The sequence below is a fragment of the Streptomyces sp. NBC_00388 genome, assembly GCF_036061255.1.
Classification (GTDB): Bacteria; Actinomycetota; Actinomycetes; order Streptomycetales; family Streptomycetaceae; genus Streptomyces.
On the sequence record NZ_CP107948.1, the window covers coordinates 810,364 to 825,666 of the forward strand.

Consider the following 15,303-nt stretch of genomic DNA (forward strand, 5'->3'; position numbering starts at 1 on the left):
GAACAGCACAAGGCCCGCGGTCAGCCGGTGCGCCGGGCTGAGCGCGGGCAGGCCGAGATCCTTGCGGAGCAGGGTCAGCCCGGCCGGTACGCGCACGGTCCTGTCCACGGGGAGCAATCCGCAACGCCGCCGGCCACGAAGCACCTGCGGGGTCCCGGCCGGTGCGGCCGTACGGATCCCGCCGATCCACCGGCCAGGAAAGGAAGTCCCGCGTGTCCGAACCGCGGAACGACGGCGTGCGGCAGCCCGCTCTGATAGTCACCAGCCCCTGCGCGGCCCCGAAGGCCGCGGTGCTCCTGCTCCACGGTGGCCGGGCCGACGGGCTGCGCCCACCGCCGCCGTGGAACCTGCCGGAGGCCAGGATGCGCCCCATCGGCTCACGGATCGCGGAGGTGACCGCCCGGCACTCCGTACTGATCGGCCGGGTCCGCTACCGCCACCGCGGCTGGAACGGCGTGCGCGCGGACGCCGCGTACGACGCACGTCGCGCCCTTGACGAACTCGCCGGACTCGCCGGGCCGCCCGGGACGGCAGGCAGCCTCCCGGTGGTCCTCGTGGGGCACTCCATGGGCGGCCGCGCGGCGCTCAGTGCGGCGTCGCATCCGCTGGTACGGGCCGTGGTGGGCCTGGCGCCCTGGTGCCCTCCCGACGAGGCGGCCGGTCATCTGGGCGGCCGCACGGTGGTCGTGCTGCACGGGGACCGGGACCGCACGACCGACCCCAGGGGGAGCGCCGACTTCGTGCGCAGGGCGCGGGAATCCGGGGCGCGGGCATGTGCCCTCACCGTCGCGGGCGGGGATCACGCGATGCTGCGCAGGCCCGGTGTGTGGCACGCGCTCACGGCCGGCACGGTCGCCGGGCTGCTGGGGCTGTCCCCGCTGCCACCGGCGGTGAGTCAGGCGCTGGACTCAGGGGCTGTGCGGCTGGTGTGAGGACGCCGTCGCCGGGCCGGCCACCGGGGGGCTCAGCGCCCGGCGGCACCGGGCGCGGTGCGGCTCACCTTCTCCGCCCAGGCGATCAGCGGCAGCTGGAGCGGCAGCCGGGCGAGCGCCGCCGCCCTGAGCGGGGCGGGCCGGTGCCGCCAGTCGTATGCCATCTGGAGATTCGCGGGAAAGACCGCCACGAAGAGGCCGGCCGCTGCCCGTGCGCTGGCCCTGCGGGTCGCGGGCACGGCCACACCCGCCGCGAGCAGCAGCTCGATCACTCCGCTGACCTGGGTGTACGTCCGCGCCCTGCCGGGAAGCCAGGGCGGCACCGTGGCGTCGAACCAGCCCGGGACGAGGAAGTGGGTCGCTCCCGCCCCGGCCAGGAGCGCGACCAGGGACTTCGTCGGACGGTCGGCAGCCGGCATGGGGCCTCCAGGGATCGGCACTCATCCGCGCGTACGGATCTGATTCTTACTGCCCGGTAGCATGCCGGGACTGCCCCGGCCGTGTCCACCGGTCCGGTGACTTACCCGGGTACAGACAGCTGATCAGCCGTCAGCTATGGTATGCGGGCCCGTCCCCACCGACCTCTGGAGGTGCGGCCCGATGGCTCACCGACTCCGCCCCGTCGGCCTCGACTTCGCCGAGACGGCCCCGCTGCGCCTGGTCTTCGCCGCAGGAGTGTCGGCCTCCCCCGACGCCCTCTACCGGGCTCTGGCCGAAGATGTCGCGGGCTGGCCGGCCTGGTTCACCGCGGTCACCATGGCCCGCGCCACCGAGGGCGGCCGGGAGGTGCGGCTCAGGGGCGGCACCCGCTTCCGGGAGACGGTGCTCGCGGCCGATCCCGCAGCCCGGTACGCCTACCGGGTGGACGAGACCAACGCACCTGGCCTGCGGGCCCTGCTGGAGGAGTGGCGGCTCACCGCGACGGACTCCGGGACCCGCGTCCAGTGGACGTTCACCGCGGACGGACCCGCTCCCCTGCTGGCCGGCCTCCGGTTCGCGCGGCCCGGCCTGGGGCGCGCCTTCCGCGACGCCACCCGCAAGCTCGACGGCAGGATCACCCGGGCCGCCGCCTAGGCGGTATCCGGCCGGCGGGCGGGCTCACTCCGTCCAGACGCCGGTGGCCAGCAGCCTGTCGATGGCCGCACTGTACGGCGTGATGTCCAGGCCCTGCTCGTCCAGCCAGCTGTCGGAGTAGTACTTGTCCAGGTAGCGGTCGCCCGGGTCGCAGAGCAGGGTGACCACGCTGCCCGTGCGGCCCCCGGCCACCATCTCGGCGACGATCTTCAGCGCGCTCCACAGCCCCGTCCCGGTCGATCCGCCCGCCTTGCGGCCGCTGACCCGGTCGAGGGCGCGGATGGCGGCGACACTGGCCGCGTCCGGCACCTTCATCATCCGGTCGATGGCCCCGGGGACGAAGCTCGGCTCCATCCGGGGCCTGCCGATGCCCTCGATGCGCGATCCGCAGTCGCTGGTGGCCGTCAGGTCGTTCCGGGTCCAGCCTTCGAAGAAACAGGAGTTCTCCGGGTCGGGGACGCAGATCCGGGTGTCGAACTGCATGTAGTGCACATAGCGGGCGATGGTCGCCGAGGTGCCCCCGGTGCCCGCGGTCGCGACGATCCAGGCGGGCTCGGGGTACCGTTCGAGCCGCAGTTGCTGGTAGATCGACTCGGCGATGTTGTTGTTGCCGCGCCAGTCGGTGGCCCGCTCCGCATAGGTGAACTGGTCGATGTAATGGCCGCCGGTCGAGGCGGCGAGCGAGGCGGCCTCCTGGTACATCTTCCGGGAGTCGTCCACGAAGTGGCACTGCCCGCCGTGGAATTCGATCAGCCGGCACTTCTCCGGGCTGGTCGTGCGCGGCATGACGGCGATGAAGGGGACCCCGATGAGCTTGGCGAAGTACGCCTCGGAGACCGCCGTCGAACCGCTGGACGCCTCGATGACCGGCTTGGCGGGCCGGATCCAGCCGTTGCAGAGCCCGTAGAGGAAGAGCGACCGGGCGAGCCGGTGCTTCAGGCTGCCCGTGGGGTGGGTCGACTCGTCCTTGAGGTAGAGATCGATGCCCCACTCCTCCGGGAGCGGGAAACGCAGCAGATGAGTGTCGGCGGACCGGTTCGCGTCGGCCTGGACCTTGCGGACGGCCTCTTTCAGCCAGGCCCGGTATTCCAGGTCGCTGCGGTCCACGTCGGCGGTCGCCACAGCCCCGCCTCCCGGTCCCTGTGCGCTCGTACTCACGCCTGCCGCCCCTCATGGTTGCCGCTCGGTCTCCGTCCGTGACCATACCCGCCCCACCTGCACAAACATTCACTTTGACCACCCATAGGGCTGACTTGCGGAACTCCGGGACATACCGGCACATGCCAATGCGCCACGGTTACCCCGGGTGTACTGGTGCACGGGGCCGCGCACCGGCACACTTCCCGGAGGGAGACGAGCGGAAGAGGGCGGGGAGAACGATGTCCGAGGCTGAATTCACTGCGACGGGTGTACGGATCGAACGGTGGACCCGTTCGCTCACCCGGGCCGGTCAGGTACTGATCAAGGACGGCAGGCTGGCCCTGCTCACCAGCAGCGGGCGCGAGATCGACAGCGCCCCACTGACCACCGTCAGCGCGGGGAAGCCGTGGTTCGCCAAGGTCGGCCGCATGGTGGCGACCGTCAACGGCACCCGCTACCGGCTGACCATGGGCCAGCGGAATCTGCCGCTCGACACCTCAGGCCCGGCCTCCCGGTTCCTGGACGCGGTGCACCGGGGAAGCAGGCGCTGACGCGGGCGCGAGTTGCGGAGCCACACCCCCTGGGCGACTCTGGAGTCACATCACTAACGGTTTACCGGCGGTCACCCTGAGGACAGCTTGCCGCCGGGCCACTTCGTCTTCTTCCGGACCTCATTCGGGGAGTCGCAGCGTGATCACCCAGCCGACCAGGCACTGCGCAGTAGAGCTCCAGGCCCTGCCCTCACGCATCGGGCAAGTCCGCAGAATCGTATCGGCGCAACTGCGCTACTGGCATCTCGATCCTCTGATCGACCAAGCAGCGCTGGGCGTCACCGAGTTGCTCACCAATGTCCACCGGCACGCCCAGCCGGACAAGCTGTGCACCGTCGAGATGGACCTGCTCCTCGACCGGCTCACGGTCTCCGTCCACGACCACGACCCCCGGATGCCCCTGGTGCGCGACGCCGAGCAGTTCGCCACCTGCGGGCGCGGCCTCTCGATGATCGCGGCCGTCAGCGAGTGCTGGGGCGTACGGCCGACCGGGACCACAGGGAAAACCGTGTGGTTCACGCTGCCGGCCGCACCGCCCGCAGGGCCGCTCGCCCATCACACACCGGTGTACGGAGCGACGACGTCCGGGCCGTTCGCCGACGACCTCCCGGCCGCCCAGTCCGCTCTGGTGAGCTGACCCGGCCGTCCGCGTGCGGCGCCGGGCTCGCGGGCCCGCCCGCGGTACGGCCGGGGCGGCGCGAGGCGGGCCAGGCCTGAGCCGGGGCTCAGCGCACCGGGAAGCCGAAGGAGTAGCCCTGCTCCCTGAGCCGGGGAAGGATACGGCGCAGGGCTCCGAGGGTCTGGCTACGGTCGCCGCCCGCGTCGTGGAAGAGCAGTGTCGGCCCGTTGGGCAGTTCCTTCTCGACGGTGGCGACGATGGCGTCCGTGCCAGGACGCTCGAAGTCCTTGCTGTCCACGTTCCAGCCCAGCGGGCGCATGCCCCGGGAAGCGGCGAGCTTGCGGCTGTAGGGGGTGAAGGCGCCGCCGGGCGCCCGGTAGTACACCGGGCGTACGCCCCCGGACGCCTTGGTGATCATGCGTTCGGCGTCGAGGATCTGCTGCGACTGGTAGGTCTGGGACCTTTTGTCCATGCCGGTGTTGTGCGACACCGTGTGGTCGCACAGCCGGTGCCCGGCCGCGACCACCTTCTTCACGAGGTCCGGGTGGGCCCGCGCCTGCGGGCCGATCATGCAGAAAGTGGCCTTCACCCCGTACTCCCGCAGGAGGTCGAGCACCTGAGGGGTCCACACGGGGTCGGGGCCGTCGTCAATGGTGATGTTGACGCCGCGCGCCCCCGCCTCCGAGGCATGCGCGATGGTCACCGCGACCGCCTTGGCGGCGCTTCCCCGCGTGGCCTGCGCGGCAGCCCTCGGTGCCGCGCCGGCCGCGGAACCGGCCTGCGCGGTCCACACCGAGGCACCGGCAGCGAGCAGCGTCACCCCGAGCCCCGCCCCGATCACTCTGCCGTACCAGCCCCGCCCGCCGCCGTGCCGTGCCATGTCCGCCCCTTGTCCCAGTACGTCGCCGATCCCGGTCGCCCGGCGACCACTTGACAGGACGAGACACACGGGCCGGAGGATGCGTCCGTTACCGATCACGGACAATTCCGGGAGAGTCCGCGGACAACTCCCTCAGTTCGCGTGGACGCACTCGCCGCCCACGTACGTCTGCTCCACACCTGTCTCCCCGATCGCCTCCGGCGGTCCGGCGAACGGGTCGCGGTCGAGCACCACCAGGTCCGCGAGCGCGCCCACCCGGATCGTGCCCGCGTCGTCGAGGCCGTTCACGTACGCAGAGCCCGCCGTATAGGCGGTCAGCGCGGTGGCGAGGTCGAGGCGCTGCCCGGGGAGGAACGCAGGACGGTCCTCACCGTGGGCGATCCGGTTGACCGCGACATGGATGCCCTGGAGCGGGTCCGGGCTGCTCACCGGCCAGTCGCTGCCCGCCGCCAGGGTGGCCCCGGCGTGCAGCAGATCGGCGAACGGGTACTGGCGCGAGGCGAGTTCGCCACCGAGGAAGGGGATGGTGAGATCGTCCATCTGCGGTTCGTGCGCCGCCCAGAGCGGCTGCAGGTTGGCGATCGCGTCCAGCTGGGCGAACCGCCCCACGTCGTCCGGGTGGACGACCTGCAGATGAGCGAGGTGGTGCCGGTTGCCGCGGCGGCCGTTGGCGGTCAGGGCGGCCTCGACCGCGTCGAGCGCCTCACGGACGGCGCGGTCGCCGAGCGCGTGGAAGTGGACCTGGAAGTCCAGTGCGTCCAGCGCGGTGACATGGTCGCGGAGCGCGGCCGGGTCGACGAAGCTGAGGCCGCTGTTGGCCGTCGCGCAGCCGCACGAGTCCAGGTACGGGGAGGTCATGGCGGCGGTGAAGTTCTCCGTGATGCCGTCCTGCATGATCTTGACGGAGTCCGCCCTGAAGCGCCCGGCGCGCAGCCTCGTACGCCGTTCGGACAGCTCGGGAATCTGCTCGGCGCCCCGGGAACGGTCCCACCACAGTGCTCCGTTGACGCGTGCTGTGAGCCGTCCGTCGCGAGCGGCGGAGAGGTAGGCGCCTGAGACATCGGGGCCGCCGTTGAACACGCCGAGGATGGCGTCCTGCCAGCCCGTGATCCCCAGCGAATGCAGCACCGACTGGGCGCGCAGCAGCCCGGCGACGCGCTCGGCGGCGGTCGTCTGCGGGACATGGCGCGCGACCAGGCCGGTGGCGCCCTCCTGCAGCATGCCGCCTGGGGTGCCGTCGGGTTCGCGCTCGATCCGGCCGTCGGCGGGGTCGGCGGTGCTCGCGGTGAGTCCCGCGCGTTCCAGGGCCCGGGTGTTGGCCCAGGCGCCGTGGTGATCGCGGTTGAACAGCAGCACCGGACGGTCCGCGACGACGCCGTCGATGAGCCCGCGGGTGGGCACACCGTCGGGGAACGACTCCATGGACCAGCCGCTGCCGGTGATCCACTCCCGTTCGGGGTGGGCGGCGGCGTAGGCGGCGATGCGGCGCAGGTACTCGCCGAGGTCGGTGGTGCCGGTGAGATCGCACTCCCCCAGTTCGACGCCCGCGAAGACGGCGTGGACGTGTGCGTCGGTGAAACCGGGGACGAGCAGCCGCCCCGCGAGGTCGATCACCTCGGTTCCGGGGCCGACGAGTTCGCGCACCTCGCTCCCTCCGACGGCGACGATCCGCTCGCCCCGGACGGCCACGGTGCCGGCGGCGCCACGGGCCGGGCCGGGGGTGAAGACGGGACCGCCGGTGAAGACGAGATCGGCGTGGGTGGTCATGCGGTACTCCTTGACTGGGACGGAGGCCGGCGGTGGGGCCGGACGGCGCGGCGCCCGGGGACGGGCAGCCGGCGGTGGGGGTCAGACGGCGGAGGGCGGGGCGAGCAGGTCGGCGGTGTCGGCGTCGGTGGCCAGGCCGGTGCTGAAGTAGGGAGACTTGCGGACCCACTTGGCCCAGGCCGCGGCCACCACGCCGGTGGCGACCATCAGCACCGGGACCATCAGCGCGAACCAGCCGTTGTCGGCGCGGAGCGCGAAGTGGTCGGTGGAGGTCGCGTACCCCCAGCACATGTAACCGCCCAGGGCGAACAGCACAACGGCGCTCAGCACCGGGGCGACCACCGCGCCCAGTGCCTCCCGGCGAGCGCCGCGCAGCAGGCCGCGGAAGCGGACGGCCGCCGCGAGCGCCGTGAGGCCGTAGTACAGCGCGACGACGATGCCGATGGCGCTGACCGCCGCGCTGATGAGGTCGCTCACCCGGGGGATGACCAGCGAGGCCACCGCGACCAGCGAGGCGATCGCGCCGACCAGGAGGGTGCCGGCGGCGGGTGTGCCGTACTTCGGGCTGACACGGGTCCATACCCGGCCCAGGGTGCGGTCGCGGCCCATGGCGAACATCCCCCGCACGGTCGGGATGACGCCGGACTGCAGTGAGGCGACGGCGGAGAACATCAGCGCCACGAGAGGGAGCGCCGCCAGCGGCTGGTGGGCCAGCAGGTTGCCGAAGAAGGTCAGGCCCTCGGTGCCGTGGTCGGCCAGCTGCGCCGGGGAGAGCACCCGTTGGAAGGCCGTGCCGCCGAGCAGGAACAGGGCCAGCATGGTGAACAGCGCGATCACCCCGCCCCGGGAGGCGTCGCGCGGTTCACGGACCTCCTCCGTGACGCTGAACGCGGCGTCGAAGCCCCAGTAGCAGAAGACCGCCAGCACCATCCCCTGGGCCAGGCCCGAGACGGACGGCAGGGTGAAGGGGTTGAACCAGTCGGAGCTGAAGGGATGGGACCCCGCGAAGAGCCCGTACCCGCAGAAGCCGAGCAGCACGAGGTACTCGAAGACCAGCAGGTAGCGCTGGATCCGTGCGGCGATGTCGATGCCGGTGACCGCGGCGACGGTGACGAAGGCCAGGACCACGAGGCCGATCAGGGTGGTCTGCAGGGTGTCGCCGGGGTCCAGGACATGCCCGGCCAGCGAGTGCAGCCCGGCCTCGCCCGCGAGTTGCAGCAGCACCGAGCCGGTGACGGTGGTGGTGTAGGCGAGGAAGACGACGGTGCCGACCATGTTCACCCAGCCGGACAGGAAACCGAGCCACGGGCTGAGTGAACGCCCCACCCAGACGTAGCTGTTGCCGCAGTTGGGCTCCGTACGGTTGAGGCGGGCGAAGGCCGAGGCGATCCCGAGGACCGGCAGGAACGCCAGGAGCATGATGATCGGCAGATGGAGCCCGACCGCCCCGGCGATCAGGCCCATGCCGATGCCGATGCTCGACGTCGCCGCGGTACTGGACGCGGCGATCACCACGCCGTCCACCACGCCGAGCGACTTTCTCAGTTCTGCTGCCATCGGGCCACCGCTGCTTTCGCTCTGTGCCGCGGCAGGCAGTGTTTGCCCGTCAAGGAGCGGCGTCCGGTGCGTGCTCTCGGCGTGCGGCCGGGAAGTCCTCGTACTGTCCTGGATGTACTCGGGCTTCCGACCCGTGCGGCGAGAGCACATGCCGGGCGTCGCGACGGGCCAGACACTGCCTGCCGCGGCGCCGGCCACTGCCTTCGCCTGCCGGAGCCACATGGAAACGCGCCGCCTCTTACGGAGTCAACGGCGTTGACATAAGGTCTCCGCCATGACGGACCGAAGCGAACGGCAGGCCACGACCGGAGCGCGGCGGCGGCGCACCAAGGGCGGCACGGTGCTCTCGGAGGCGCTGATCGTGGCGACCGCGCTGCGGCTGATCCGTCAGCACGGTGCGGAAGCGCTCACCGTACGACGGCTGGGCGCGGCCCTCGGGGCGGACCCCAGCGCGCTGTACCGCTACTTCCCGAACACCGACGGGCTGCTGCTGGCCGTCGCGGACGAGCTGATCGGCCAGTCGTTCACGGGCTGGGCGCCGACCGGCGACTGGCTGGCCGACCTGCGCGAGCTGGGGCTGCGGGTGCACGCCGCCTATCAGGAGCACCCGCAGGCGGCGGCGCTGGCGGCGCACCGGGTCACCGGGCGCCCGCACGAGGTGCGTGCGATCGAGGCGATCCTGGGCGTGCTGCGCCGGGGCGGTTTCACCGACCCCGAGGCGGTCCGGATCTATCACAGCTTCGTCGACACCAGTCTGGCCTTCGCCGCCCTCGACGCCGGCAGTGCGGCCCTCCCCGCGCGGGCGCGGGAGGCGGAGCGTCAGGTCTGGCACCGGGTGTACGCGGCGCTGCCCGCGGCCACCCACCCCCACATCGCGGCCACCGCGCCGCTGTTGCTCGCCGAGATGAAGCGCACCGCCTACGCACAGAGCCTGGAGCTGCTGCTGGAGGCGGCCGCAGCGCGCCTCAGGATCCGGCGGCGCGGCGCGGTTCCCGGAGAGGCGGCGGGGGCGGAGCCGGAGCGCCCCTGCCCGGGTCCCTGACGCGGGCGGCCGGGCACGTCCTGCGCCCGGCGGTGCTCCGGTGCGCGGTTCGCACGGCACGGTCCTGGCCCGTACTCTTCCGGCGCCCCGTCCGGGGGCGGGCTCAGCCGAGAAGGGAGAGCGGGTCGTCGAGTACCGGCTGCCAGGCCAGCTCGGCTGCGCCCACCAGGCTGTTGTGGTCCAGTGTGCACGGCAGGATCGGCACCCCGCCGCTGCGTCCCCACAGGCTCCGGTCGGCGACGACCGCGCGCAGCCGCTCCGGGTCCGCGTCGAGCAGTTCGCGGTGGAGGCCGCCGAGAATGATGCGGTCCGGGTTGAGGATGTTCACCAGTCCCGCCAGGCCGAGGCCGAGACGGTCGACGATCTCCTGGGCGGCGATCCGTACCCCCGGGTCGCCGTACTCCGTGCGGAGGATGTCGCGGGACTGCTGGAGCAGCGAGCCCTCGGGGCCCGGGGTCCGGCCGGCCGCGGTCAGGAAGGCGAGCGGGTCGGTCTCGACATCGAGACAGCCCCGGCTGCCGCAGTAGCAGGCACGGCCCTCGGGAGCGACCGTGACATGCCCGACCTCCAGGGCCAGGCCCGAACTCCCGGTGTGCAGACGGCCGTCCAGGACCAGGGCGCCGCCGACACCGCGGTGCCCGGTGGCCACACAGAGCAGGTGCTGGGCGCCTCGGCCGGCCCCGTGACGGTGTTCGGCGAGCGCGGCGAGATTGACGTCGTTGCCGGTGAAGGCGGGGCCCGTGATGCCGGCGGCGCGGACCCGGTCGGCGAAGATTTCGCGGACCGGGGCCCCCGCGGGCCATGCCAGGTGCAGCGGGTTCAGCGCGGTGCCCTCCGGTTCGGCGACGGCCGACGGCACGGCGAGCCCCGCGCCGACGCAGCGCAGACCGCTGTGGCGCAGCAGCGCGGCCCCCTCGTCGACGACCGCGCCGAGCACCTGCGCCGGGTCGGCGGAGACCGTGACACAACCGGGCGATGTGGCGACCGCCCGGCCCCCGAGCCCGATGAGCGCGGCGCGGAAGCCGTCCGCGTGGACCTGCGCGGCGAGTACGACGGGCCCGCCGTCGTCGACCGACAGCCGGTGCGAGGGCCTGCCCTGGGAGCCGGCGGCGGCGCCGGGGCGGGAGTCGACCCGGATGAGCCCGAGCGATTCGAGCTCGGCGGCGACGGCGCCGGCCGTGGCACGGGTGACACCCAGCTCCGCGGTGAGCACCGCCCGGGTGGGCGCGCGGCCCGTGTGGACCAGCTCCAGCGCCGGTCCCAGCGCGCTGCGGCCACGCTCCAGTTTCGTCCGGTGGGTCGTCACCTTGCCGTTCATGGGGGCGAGTCTCCCATGATCCCGGGCGGCGGAAGGCGATCCGGTACCGCCCTTGTCCCCGGCAGCCCCTCCCTCTATCCTTCTTTTGTGCCGAATCTAAACAAAGTCGGGACGGCTCTTCCGGGGGGCCTCGGTGAAAACATCGCCGCACCCTCGCTGCTCCGTCTGCGGGCCACCCTCACCGCCTTCTTCGCCCTGGACGGCTTCCTCTTCGCCGGCTGGGTGGTCCGCATCCCCGCGATCAAGCAGCAGACAGGAGCATCGTCGAGCGCCCTGGGCCTGGCGCTGCTGGGTGTGTCCGCAGGGGCAGTCGTCACGATGATGCTCACGGGCCGACTGTGCCGCCGCTTCGGCAGCCACCCGACCACCGTGATCTGCGCGGTCCTCCTCTCCCTCAGCATCGCCCTGCCGCCGCGCACCCACTCGGCCCTCGCCCTCGGCCTGGTCCTGCTGGTCTTCGGCGCCGCGTACGGCGGGCTCAACGTCGCGATGAACAGCGCCGCCGTCGATCTGGTCGCCGCGCTGCGCCGCCCGGTGATGTCGAGCTTCCATGCCGCCTTCAGCCTCGGCGGCATGGTCGGAGCGGGCGCGGGCGGGCTGGTCGCGAGCCACTTTTCGGCGGCGTCGCACCTGCTCGGCCTGACCGTCGCGGGACTGCTGGTGGCCGCGGTCGCCGGCCCCCTGCTGCTGCGGCATCCGGCCCCGGCGACCCGGCGGACCGCGGTGGCGGACACCGCGCCGCGCCGCGCCGACGCCCGCACCCGGCGGCTGGTACTGGTCTTCGGGACGATCGCCCTGTGCACCTCCTACGGCGAGGGGGCCATGGCCGACTGGAGCGCCCTGCATCTGAAGCAGGACCTGCACGCGCATCCGGGGGTCGCCGCCGCCGCGTACTCGCTCTTCGCCCTGGCGATGACGGTCGGCCGGCTCACCGGCACCACGCTCCTGGAGCGTCTCGGCCAGACCCGCGCCCTCGTCGGCGGCGCGACCGTGGCGGCGGCCGGTCTGCTGCTGGGAGCCCTCGCGCCCACGACCTGGCTGGTACTGACCGGCTTCGCGGTGGCCGGGCTGGGGCTGGCCAACAGCTTTCCGGTGGCGGTGGCCAGGGCGGGCGCCCTGGCCGGCCCCGGCGGTGTCGCCACCGCGTCCACCCTGGGGTACGGGGGCATGCTCATCGGGCCGCCCGTGATCGGCTTTCTCGCCGACTGGCTGTCGCTGCCCCTCGCCCTCACCACGGTGGCGCTGCTCGCCGCGGTCGCCGCCTTGATCGGATACGCCAGCCGCAACGCGTCCGCCCCCGAGGCGGCCTGAGCCCGCGCGGCCACCGCGCCACAGCCGGCCACGGACGGCCGCGGTCCCTCAGCGCCTTCCCTGCTCCTCGGCCCGTGCCCTCCTCGGCCCCGGCGGCCGGGGCGCACCAGCCCCGGCTCATACGCCGCCACGACGAGCTGGGCACGGGCCCCGCGCATGCCACTCGGGCAGGCCCTGCCGTGCGCCCGGGGCGGGCCGCGCCTCGCGCTTCCGTCCCCCTCGTCCGTGACGGGCTCGTCCATGGAAGCCCCGCCGGACCGGCGGCGGCCGGACCGGCGGGGGCGGGGGCGGGGGCGGGGGCGGGGGCGGCGGAAACATCAGCCCGGCGCGGCGGTCACGCCTGCTCCCCGCGGAGCAGGCCGACGGAGTCGGCGAGGGTCTCGGCGGTCTGACCGAAGAAGGCGTCGCGGTCCGTCACCACCCGGTTGAACTGTCCGAAGAGCTCGAAGGAGATGGTCCCGAAGAGCTGGGCCCAGGCCGCGACGAGGGCAACGGCGGCGGCGGGCGGGAGTTCCGGGGTGATCTCCGCGGCGAGCCGCTCCGCCTCCGGCCGCAGCGCGACGGCCACCGGCGGGAGCGCGAGGCCGTCGGTGCGGTAGGCGTCGGCGACGACGGAAATGAGGGCGAGTGCGACCCGGGACGCCGGCCCGATGGTCGCGCTGGGCGCGGTGTACCCGGGCACCGGGGAGCCGTAGATCAGCGCGTACTCGTGGGGATGGGCGAGGGCCCAGCCGCGGACCGCCGCGCAGACCGTGACCCAGCGGGTGCGGTCGGCGGCCGGGCCCGCTCCCGCGAGAGCCGCCTCCGCGCTGTCGCCGATCGCGTCGTAGGCGTCGACGATGAGTGCGGTGAGGAGGTCGTCACGGCTGGGGAAGTAGCGGTAGAGCGCGGAGGAGACCATGCCCAGTTCCCGGGCGACCGCACGCAGGGAGAGTTTCGCCGCCCCCTGGTCGGCGAGTTGTCTGCGCGCTTCGTCCTTGATGGCCGCGGTGATCTCGGTACGGGCTCGTTCTCTGGCTCCTCGGACAGCGCTCATGGCGGCCAGTCTGTCAGATTCCAGATCACCGACCAAGAACGAGAGCACCGCTCTTGCACTGGATCACCGATCCGGTACAGACTGCTCTCGAACGAGAGCAGCGCTCACACTTCACTGAGGGAGACCGCCATGACCACCTATGTCGCGCAGCCCGGCTGGCTCACCGTCAATGTCCTCAACCGCCTGGTCGCCTGGCTGACCCGACGCGGGCTCAGCGTCCGGGGATCCCGGATCCTGGCCGTGCGGGGCCGCAAGAGCGGCCAGTGGCGCCGCACCCCGGTCAACCCGCTCACGCTGGACAGCGGGCAGTACCTGATCGCCGCACGGGGCCACGTGCAGTGGACCCACAACATGCGCGCGGCAAGGGGCGGCGAGCTGCGGCTCGGCCGCACGACCCAGGCCTTCCACGCGGCCGAGGTGCCCGACGCGGAGAAGCCCGAGATCCTGCGCGCCTACCTGGGGCGCTGGAAGACGGAGGTCGGGGCGTTCTTCGACGGGGTGGGAGCGGACTCGACGGACGCCGAGCTCAGCCGGATCGCCCCGGACCACCCCGTGTTCCGCATCTCGGCGGCGGAGTGAGGTCCGGCTGAGCCCGCCGGCCGTCCCGGTCAGGCAGCGGCGCAGCGCCCGTCGCGCGCGCCCTCACGTACCGAGCCGGCCCCGGCTCGCCGGCGCCGTCCGTACGGAAGGCCGCACCGTCCCGTCCCGCCGGTCCCCGCCCCCTCACGGAGACCGGCGGGACGGGACCTAGTCGACCGGGCTGACCTCCCGGCCCACGTCCTCACCGCTGTCCTCGGCGGCCTCGGTATCCGTATCCGTATCCTGCACCTTCCCGGCCGCCCGGCCGGTCTCCTTGCGGTCCAGGACACCCAGTGCGCGCTGCGCCAGGGGATGCGTACGCACCAGCTCGCCGAGCGAGGTCGAACCGCGGGTGATTCCGGCGAACGCCTTCCAGGCGGGGCGGAATCCGGTGATCACCGCGTGCAGCATCACCGGACGGCGCTCGAACAGCTTGAGCATCCGGCGCCCGACCGCCATCTCCACACCGAGCCCGGCCTTGATGGCGAAGGCGTAGTTCAGCGCCTGGCGGCGCGCGTCCACCGCGTCGTGCGCCTCGGCGACCCGGACCGCCCACTCCCCGGCCAGCCGCCCCGAGCGCAGTGCGAAGGAGATCCCCTCACGCGTCCACGGTTCCAGCAGCCCGGCCGCGTCCCCGCAGACCAGTACCCGGCCACGGGACAGCGGCGAGTCCTCGCTGCGGCACCGGGTCAGATGGCCGGAGGAGACGGCCGGCTCGAAACCGGCCAGCCCCTGCCGGGCGATGAAGTCCTCCAGATACCGCTTGGTGGCCGCGCCCTCGCCGCGCGCCGAGATCACCCCGACCGTGAGGGTGTCGCCCTTGGGGAACACCCAGGCGTAACTCCCCGGGATGGGGCCCCAGTCGATGAGGACCCGCCCCGCCCAGTCCTCGGCGACCGTCGGCGGGACCGGGATCTCCGCCTCAAGGCCGAGGTCCACCTGGTCCATCTTCACACCGACATGGGCTCCTATGCGGCTGGCACTGCCGTCGGCGCCGACGACCGCGCGCGCCAGTACCGTCTCACCGTCGGAGAGGACGACCGCGACCGTGCGCCGGTCGGGCACGGCCGAACCGTGCTGCTCCACCCGGGAGACGGCCGCGCCGGTGCGGATCTCGGCGCCGGCCTTCTGCGCCTCCTCCACCAGCCCCTGGTCGAACTCGGGGCGGTTGATGAGCCCGAAGAGCATCTGCCGGGACCGGCGGGTCCGCGTCATCCTGCCGTTCATCGAGAACGTCACCGCGTACACCCGGTCCCGCAGCGGCAGTTCGAACCCCGGCGGCAGGGAGTCGCGCGACGGGCCGATGATGCCGCCGCCACATGTCTTGTAGCGCGGCAACTCGGCCTTCTCCAGGAGGAGGACTCTCCGCCCCGCCACCGCCGCGGCATAGGCCGCCGAGGCGCCGGCCGGGCCTGCGCCGACGACCACCACATCCCATACCGGCCGGTCGTGCTCCGTGCCCGCGTCTGCGTTCTCGCTGCTCACGATGTGCTGCTG

Annotated in this window: 15 protein-coding genes; 7 read left to right on the plus strand and 8 right to left on the minus strand. The window is 73.0% G+C overall.

Annotated elements, in window-relative coordinates:
* The first annotated feature begins 212 nt into the window (after window positions 1-212).
* Window positions 213-932 (plus strand): dienelactone hydrolase family protein, encoded by a 720-nt coding sequence (locus tag OG917_RS03705; RefSeq protein WP_443058906.1) that lies wholly within the window; start codon window positions 213-215, stop codon window positions 930-932.
* Between the two features lie 32 nt (window positions 933-964).
* Here OG917_RS03705 and OG917_RS03710 read toward each other — a convergent pair whose 3' ends face one another.
* Window positions 965-1,351 carry a DoxX family protein gene (locus tag OG917_RS03710; RefSeq protein ID WP_328316063.1) on the minus strand — a complete coding sequence of 129 codons (387 nt, stop codon included), beginning with the start codon at window positions 1,349-1,351 and terminating at the stop codon, window positions 965-967.
* A 181-nt stretch (window positions 1,352-1,532) separates the two neighbouring features.
* Here OG917_RS03710 and OG917_RS03715 point away from each other — a divergent pair, with 181 nt between their 5' ends.
* Window positions 1,533-2,006: an SRPBCC family protein gene (locus tag OG917_RS03715; RefSeq protein ID WP_328316064.1), complete on the plus strand. Its 474-nt coding sequence runs from the start codon at window positions 1,533-1,535 to the stop codon at window positions 2,004-2,006.
* A gap of 24 nt (window positions 2,007-2,030) precedes the next feature.
* Here OG917_RS03715 and OG917_RS03720 read toward each other — a convergent pair whose 3' ends face one another.
* Entirely contained in the window at window positions 2,031-3,164 is a 1,134-nt protein-coding gene (locus OG917_RS03720; RefSeq protein WP_328316065.1) for a PLP-dependent cysteine synthase family protein, read from the minus strand.
* Between the two features lie 221 nt (window positions 3,165-3,385).
* Between OG917_RS03720 and OG917_RS03725 the strand changes: the two genes are divergently transcribed.
* Both OG917_RS03725 and OG917_RS03730 read left to right on the plus strand, forming a co-directional pair.
* The gene (locus OG917_RS03725) at window positions 3,386-3,697 is read left to right on the plus strand and encodes a hypothetical protein (RefSeq protein ID WP_328316066.1); all 312 of its coding nucleotides are present in this window, start codon (window positions 3,386-3,388) and stop codon (window positions 3,695-3,697) included.
* A gap of 139 nt (window positions 3,698-3,836) precedes the next feature.
* Window positions 3,837-4,334: an ATP-binding protein gene (locus tag OG917_RS03730; RefSeq protein ID WP_328316067.1), complete on the plus strand. Its 498-nt coding sequence runs from the start codon at window positions 3,837-3,839 to the stop codon at window positions 4,332-4,334.
* 88 nt (window positions 4,335-4,422) lie between these two features.
* On the opposite strand, the gene OG917_RS03735 is transcribed toward OG917_RS03730, so the two are convergent.
* The 3 genes from OG917_RS03735 to OG917_RS03745 form a co-directional block, all read right to left on the minus strand.
* Window positions 4,423-5,196, minus strand: a complete 774-nt coding sequence (locus OG917_RS03735; protein WP_328316068.1) for a polysaccharide deacetylase family protein — start codon at window positions 5,194-5,196, stop codon at window positions 4,423-4,425.
* A gap of 132 nt (window positions 5,197-5,328) precedes the next feature.
* Window positions 5,329-6,963, minus strand: coding sequence for an amidohydrolase (locus tag OG917_RS03740; RefSeq protein WP_328316069.1), 1,635 nt, complete (start codon window positions 6,961-6,963; stop codon window positions 5,329-5,331).
* 81 nt (window positions 6,964-7,044) lie between these two features.
* Window positions 7,045-8,520, minus strand: coding sequence for an APC family permease (locus OG917_RS03745; protein WP_328316070.1), 1,476 nt, complete (start codon window positions 8,518-8,520; stop codon window positions 7,045-7,047).
* A 274-nt stretch (window positions 8,521-8,794) separates the two neighbouring features.
* On the opposite strand from OG917_RS03745, the gene OG917_RS03750 reads away from it, so the two are divergent.
* Complete coding sequence (locus OG917_RS03750) at window positions 8,795-9,562, plus strand: TetR/AcrR family transcriptional regulator (RefSeq protein ID WP_328316071.1); 768 nt, start codon at window positions 8,795-8,797, stop codon at window positions 9,560-9,562.
* 103 nt (window positions 9,563-9,665) lie between these two features.
* On the opposite strand, the gene OG917_RS03755 is transcribed toward OG917_RS03750, so the two are convergent.
* Window positions 9,666-10,880, minus strand: a complete 1,215-nt coding sequence (locus tag OG917_RS03755; protein ID WP_328316072.1) for an ROK family protein — start codon at window positions 10,878-10,880, stop codon at window positions 9,666-9,668.
* An 87-nt stretch (window positions 10,881-10,967) separates the two neighbouring features.
* On the opposite strand from OG917_RS03755, the gene OG917_RS03760 reads away from it, so the two are divergent.
* Window positions 10,968-12,191: an MFS transporter gene (locus OG917_RS03760; protein WP_328316073.1), complete on the plus strand. Its 1,224-nt coding sequence runs from the start codon at window positions 10,968-10,970 to the stop codon at window positions 12,189-12,191.
* 334 nt (window positions 12,192-12,525) lie between these two features.
* Here OG917_RS03760 and OG917_RS03765 read toward each other — a convergent pair whose 3' ends face one another.
* The gene (locus OG917_RS03765; protein WP_328316074.1) at window positions 12,526-13,227 is read right to left on the minus strand and encodes a TetR/AcrR family transcriptional regulator; all 702 of its coding nucleotides are present in this window, start codon (window positions 13,225-13,227) and stop codon (window positions 12,526-12,528) included.
* A 129-nt stretch (window positions 13,228-13,356) separates the two neighbouring features.
* On the opposite strand from OG917_RS03765, the gene OG917_RS03770 reads away from it, so the two are divergent.
* The gene (locus tag OG917_RS03770; RefSeq protein ID WP_328316075.1) at window positions 13,357-13,806 is read left to right on the plus strand and encodes a nitroreductase family deazaflavin-dependent oxidoreductase; all 450 of its coding nucleotides are present in this window, start codon (window positions 13,357-13,359) and stop codon (window positions 13,804-13,806) included.
* 168 nt (window positions 13,807-13,974) lie between these two features.
* On the opposite strand, the gene OG917_RS03775 is transcribed toward OG917_RS03770, so the two are convergent.
* Window positions 13,975-15,291 carry a geranylgeranyl reductase family protein gene (locus tag OG917_RS03775; protein ID WP_328316076.1) on the minus strand — a complete coding sequence of 439 codons (1,317 nt, stop codon included), beginning with the start codon at window positions 15,289-15,291 and terminating at the stop codon, window positions 13,975-13,977.
* Between the last annotated feature and the right edge of the window lie 12 nt (window positions 15,292-15,303).

Excerpts from the sequence above, each read along its gene's own strand:
- OG917_RS03710 (WP_328316063.1), bottom strand. The coding sequence starts at position 1,351 with ATGCCGGCTGCCGACCGTCCGACGAAGTCCCTGGTCGCGCTCCTGGCC.
- OG917_RS03715 (WP_328316064.1), top strand. The coding sequence starts at position 1,533 with ATGGCTCACCGACTCCGCCCCGTCGGCCTCGACTTCGCCGAGACGGCC.
- OG917_RS03725 (WP_328316066.1), top strand. The coding sequence starts at position 3,386 with ATGTCCGAGGCTGAATTCACTGCGACGGGTGTACGGATCGAACGGTGG.
- OG917_RS03735 (WP_328316068.1), bottom strand. The coding sequence starts at position 5,196 with ATGGCACGGCACGGCGGCGGGCGGGGCTGGTACGGCAGAGTGATCGGG.
- OG917_RS03740 (WP_328316069.1), bottom strand. The coding sequence starts at position 6,963 with ATGACCACCCACGCCGATCTCGTCTTCACCGGCGGTCCCGTCTTCACC.
- OG917_RS03745 (WP_328316070.1), bottom strand. The coding sequence starts at position 8,520 with ATGGCAGCAGAACTGAGAAAGTCGCTCGGCGTGGTGGACGGCGTGGTG.
- OG917_RS03750 (WP_328316071.1), top strand. The coding sequence starts at position 8,795 with ATGACGGACCGAAGCGAACGGCAGGCCACGACCGGAGCGCGGCGGCGG.
- OG917_RS03755 (WP_328316072.1), bottom strand. The coding sequence starts at position 10,880 with ATGAACGGCAAGGTGACGACCCACCGGACGAAACTGGAGCGTGGCCGC.
- OG917_RS03765 (WP_328316074.1), bottom strand. The coding sequence starts at position 13,227 with ATGAGCGCTGTCCGAGGAGCCAGAGAACGAGCCCGTACCGAGATCACC.
- OG917_RS03770 (WP_328316075.1), top strand. The coding sequence starts at position 13,357 with ATGACCACCTATGTCGCGCAGCCCGGCTGGCTCACCGTCAATGTCCTC.